At 38.2% G+C, this 4,959-nt stretch carries 4 protein-coding genes; 1 reads left to right on the forward strand and 3 read right to left on the reverse strand.

Annotated elements, in window-relative coordinates; genetic code table 11:
- Positions 1–130 precede the first annotated feature (130 nt).
- Positions 131–763, reverse strand: a complete 633-nt coding sequence (locus AB4140_RS10085) for a molecular chaperone (protein WP_372000825.1) — start codon at positions 761–763, stop codon at positions 131–133.
- A gap of 187 nt (positions 764–950) precedes the next feature.
- Here AB4140_RS10085 and AB4140_RS10090 point away from each other — a divergent pair, with 187 nt between their 5' ends.
- Entirely contained in the window at positions 951–1,394 is a 444-nt protein-coding gene (locus tag AB4140_RS10090) for a hypothetical protein (protein WP_372000827.1), read from the forward strand.
- A 153-nt stretch (positions 1,395–1,547) separates the two neighbouring features.
- On the opposite strand, the gene AB4140_RS10095 is transcribed toward AB4140_RS10090, so the two are convergent.
- Both AB4140_RS10095 and AB4140_RS10100 read right to left on the reverse strand, forming a co-directional pair.
- Positions 1,548–2,090, reverse strand: coding sequence for a 4Fe-4S dicluster domain-containing protein (locus tag AB4140_RS10095; protein WP_372000829.1), 543 nt, complete (start codon positions 2,088–2,090; stop codon positions 1,548–1,550).
- Positions 2,091–2,114: 24 nt separating this feature from the next.
- Entirely contained in the window at positions 2,115–4,388 is a 2,274-nt protein-coding gene (locus tag AB4140_RS10100) for a molybdopterin-dependent oxidoreductase (RefSeq protein WP_372000831.1), read from the reverse strand.
- Positions 4,389–4,959 lie beyond the last annotated feature (571 nt).

Genomic DNA, 4,959 nt, shown 5'->3' on the forward strand with positions numbered 1-4,959 from the left:
TCGTGCTGCTAATTCGTGCTAGCAAGATTTAAACCTGTCTAAGCGCCTTTAAACCTGCAATAATTAACCTTATTGCAGGTTTTTTCATCATCTTTGCTAGCATCTTTGATGCAAGCAATGTCAGTTCAGCTTACTTGTACAATGTGACGGGCTTTAGCTCAAGCTCCTTACTAAGTGTTAGCTCAGTTAACAATAGCTGGCATAACAGGGCTGAAACACCATAAAAGTGACTTGTACTATGCTCAATCACCAAGCTTAAAAAGCGGTCACTCCAGCTAAGCAAGTGTTGTTCTAATAGTTCTTTCACTCTTTGTTGACCGTCTTGCAAGTCAAGTTCTAAGCAATACACCAGTGCAACTAGCATCAAACCAAAATGATCCATTGGTTGATGTTGTGGTAAGTTAAAGTTCAAGTGGTTTTTTTTACAGAAACCCATAAATAACAGGGTTGACTGGTCAAACAAACGATTATTATTGCTTAAATAAACTGATCCCCATGGATAAGCAAGTTTACCTTTTGGCCTGATAAATAAGGCATTGTAATCCTGTTTAATGTCATCCAGCACCAAAGTTTGGCTCAATTGTTTTAAGGTATCTAGTTTTTCCCTAAAGTGATTATATATATTGTTTTCTTTTGTTATAAATAAGGGTAACTCTAGTATTGAAATAGTTTCCATTAATTCATCACTTGGTTTTTGATAAAATACTTCAGCTAGAAAATTAAACATTCCTGCCATATTTTTAACGTATTCATCGTTATTCATATTTAAATTCCATTTGTTTAAATTATTTAATTACCATTATTTTATTTCAGGTTATTATAAATGTCTGTGATAGGTTCCTATTTATCTAAACAATTATTATGACATTTTAATAAAAGTGACTTAGGTAAATATTCGGTCTATGAATATTGTGTAAGATAGATGTGTTACAGCTTATATAGGCAAAGTTATGTTACTGATGAATTTTAAAGAAAGATGGCGTGCTGCAGAGCTTAGTAGTGCTATTGAAGTAAGCCTTAAGCCACACTCAGTATGGGTCGGCTCTTCATACCCAAGGAGCTCACTAGAAACCATTTGCAGAAAGATTTCTCTAATGGTTATTAATGACTTTAGACGCATCGACAATCTACCTAAGCGTCTGAGTGAACAAGAGTTAATGTCTACATTTTTCAATAGTTTCAGTATTTTGATCAACAATAGTCTTAATGGTGAAATATTAACGAAAGATGATTACATCATCATCGCGCTAGCCAGAGAGTTTTCTGCATTGGTAGATCAATCACATCAACAAGACCTCATTAATCATGCTGTATCAGTTATTCAATTATCCAATAACTGGGATAAACACATTATAAAATCAAATCAACGCGCCAATATTAGATTTACCGTTTAGCCCCTGCTTTATTAAATATAACTTAAACTTACCTATCATTTCATTAATAACACTTTGCATTAGTGTTATTACACTGCTAAATACATTCATCAAATCTATTGTTTAAATAAAAATGCCAACCCTAGGGTTGGCATTTAAAATAAGTCTTTAGTCTTAGCTTCTTAATTTAATAAATACTGTTGTTGGCCCTGTACCTAAATCTTCATGGCCATCACCATTTAAACTTGCCCCAGGCAAACTTAATGCTTCAGATTGATCCATCACATCTAACACTTGCACTGGGCAACCGGTAACACAAAATGGTTTATCACCGACATCTAACCTGTCTTTACACATGTCACATTTAGACAAGATACCACGCTTAGCGTCAAGTTTTGGTGCATCATAAGGACACACCATACGACATGCTCCGCAACCGACACATAGCGTTTCGTCAATATGGACAATGCCATCATCGCGTTTAACCATTGCGCCAACAGGACACTTTTCAACACAAATAGGCTCTTCACAGTGATGACAAGATTGCGATAAAAATACCGCAACTTGCTTACCTAAATGATTGGTTTTTTCACCTTGTGAGGTATCTCTTAAGGTAACAAATTCATTCGCTTGTCGGCCAGCCTGACATGCCACGGTACAAGCTTCACAGCCAACACAGTTTTCTTGGCGAAATACAAAAACTTTTTGTTCAGTCATTAGAAAGTTCCTTAATGATTATAATTACGCCAGTGCAATATCGACACGGGTTGAGTGGAAGGTAGAACAGTTGTTCATATCCGTTAAATCACAGTTTGCCAGCTGGTTAACTGCGGTATTACTTCCGTTATCATTAAGTTTTTTCCAGGCATTTTTCCAAACAAACAATGTGCCCACAGGTGTCATTGGTTCAACCCGTGCGACATATTGAATTTGTACACTCGGGTTACCATAGCGACTTGCAGTTAACGTCACTTGATCGCCTTCATTAATCCCTTTGCTGCCAGCATCTAAAGGATGAATATAAACAGTATGTTGAGGTAATGTCCCAGCAATATATTTAACATTGGCCCATTGAGAATTACTTAATTTAGGGTGCGCTGGTGATATTAATCTGAACTCACGCGCTTTTTCAGCATCGGTCATCCCTTTATTATCAGCAGCATCGCTTTCAGGGGTGCCGGTATCAATTACTGGATTGAATTTTTCAGGGTCAAAGTACTTGCCGCTGGTGTCTTTAAATTCAATCTTGCCGCTTGGCGTTGGGAAGTCGTAATCTTTACGGAATGGATACGGTACAATTGGGCTATCCCACTTTTGCTCTAATAGCGCATCGTAACTAATATTACCTTTCCAAGTATTACGTAAAATTTCATCAATCGACTCATTGAACTCTGCATCTTCAAAACCCATTGCTTTAGCAAGTTCATTAAAGATGACTGTGTCAGGTTTGGATTCATAAAGTGGCATAATGGCTTGCGCACTATGCTTAGAGTAATAACAATGATAACTATCAATGAGATTTGATTGCTCCATAAAACTAGACGTCGGTAGCAAGTAATCAACATAATCCATGGTATCGGTTTGGAATAAATCAATACCCACTAAGAACAAATCGTCACGCATCAAGCCTTTTTCAATTAGATCAGTGTTAGGAGCAATTGCCATTGGGTTACTTGAATATACAATCATTGCTTTAATTGGATCGCACGGCTCACCAAAAGCAAGCGGACCAATTTGACCGTCTTCATGTTGATAATCTTCAGGTAGTAACGACCTGCCAATCTCATTCATATTGACCGTGTCTCTTACTGCATCTTCAGGTGTTAGATGCGGCGCATTACAATAAGCCCAATCAAACATCCCACCAGCTTGAGTATTAAGATACACAACACCTGCACCCACTTTGCCGATATTACCGGTTAACGCTGCAAGCGTTGGAATGGCTTTAACCATTCGGCCACCATTCAAGGTACGTTGTAAACCATAACCAATGCGGATCATGGCACATTCAGCACCTGCATAAGCTCGTGCAAAGGCTTGATATTCGCTTTTGGAAACACCCGTTTCTAATTCAATTTCTTCATGAGTAAACTCTTCAAGACGTGCTAGTAATGCATCATAATCTTGGGTATGGGCTTCAATAAAGTTTGAATCATGTAAACCTTCTTCAATCAGCACTTTACTAATACCCACAACTAAGGTGGCATCGGTACCAGGAGTCGGCTGTAACCAGATATCAGCTTGAGAAGCTAAAGGTGTTCTAGCCGGGTTAACCACTAAAATTTTAGCGCCTTTATCACGGGCTTCATTAATAAATTTAAGGTGGTGAATATTGGTGGCTTGCTCATTGGTACCCCAAGAAACAAAACATTTGGTATTCACATAGTCTTCTGGACTTGGGCCTGAAAACTCACCCAATATAGAGCTCATTCCTGAATAACCGGCACTGGCACAAATATTACGCTCCAAGTTACGGCTACCGATACGGTTAAAGAATCGGTTCGGACCCGAGCCTGCACTGATACCGCTATAGCCAGAATAAGAGTAAGGAATGATTGAATTACCACCATGGGTGTTAATAATCTCGTTTAAGCGGCCTGCAATGGCGCTATATGCCTCATCCCATGAAATAGGTTCGAAGCTTGCACCTGGGCCACGTGGTCCTACGCGTTTCATTGGTTGTTGAATACGGTCTGGGCTATACACAGACTGTAAATAGGCATGACCTTTAACACATGGGGTTCCCGCTGTTACAGGGTGTGTTGTATCACCTGTGATTGATATTGCCACATCATCTTTTGTGGTTACCATCAAGCTACATCTATCACCGCAGTTACGTGGACACGTTGTGTGATAAACACCATCTGGAATGCCTTCTTCAGGTGGTACTTCAATTGGTGGTTCTACTACTGGAGGTTCTTCAATATTCTTATCATCACTAGAACACCCCATAATGCTGGCAGAAAATGCAAATGCACTACTCCCCTTAAGAAAACTACGTCTATTCATTGCCATGGTATTTCCCTTATTATCATTTCAATAAAACCATAACAAACGCAGTGCTAAGCAAGAACAAACATTGTTAAAAAAACACTTATTACTCAAACAATTAGTAAAATACTGACCTTCATCGCAATTGCAGACATCACAAATAACTATTGCGCATAACGACTAAATTGTTGCATATCAAACCAAGCCGCCTATTTATAAAACATCTAGATAACAGGTGTATTTCACATTGATTTTTTAGCGGGCGATATAGCATGTCTTTAGCGATACAAATATAAAAACCTCGATTAAATATCCGTTTTCTAGATATTGGCCAGTATCGGATAAAAAACAAACGCACTCTAAAAAATGCAATCAACGCATTTAAAATATTTGCCTTAAATAACGCCTCAATATTGAATACGTATGCAACAAATTGCAGCACTTGGTTTAACCGCTCTAGTATGTGAAAGGAAAATTCGAATAATAATATGGAGTCACCATGCTCGAAGTATCATCAAAATTAGTTGATTTACCGTCTATTACGGCATCAACAGCTGCTACCACACCTGTAACTGAAACTAAAACTAAAACTAAA

It is taken from the genome of Shewanella sp. 10N.286.51.B2 (assembly GCF_041469265.1).
Lineage (GTDB): Bacteria > Pseudomonadota > Gammaproteobacteria > Enterobacterales > Shewanellaceae > Shewanella.

Excerpts from the sequence above, each read along its gene's own strand:
- AB4140_RS10085 (WP_372000825.1), bottom strand. The coding sequence starts at position 763 with ATGAATAACGATGAATACGTTAAAAATATGGCAGGAATGTTTAATTTT.
- AB4140_RS10090 (WP_372000827.1), top strand. The coding sequence starts at position 951 with ATGTTACTGATGAATTTTAAAGAAAGATGGCGTGCTGCAGAGCTTAGT.
- AB4140_RS10095 (WP_372000829.1), bottom strand. The coding sequence starts at position 2,090 with ATGACTGAACAAAAAGTTTTTGTATTTCGCCAAGAAAACTGTGTTGGC.
- AB4140_RS10100 (WP_372000831.1), bottom strand. The coding sequence starts at position 4,388 with ATGGCAATGAATAGACGTAGTTTTCTTAAGGGGAGTAGTGCATTTGCA.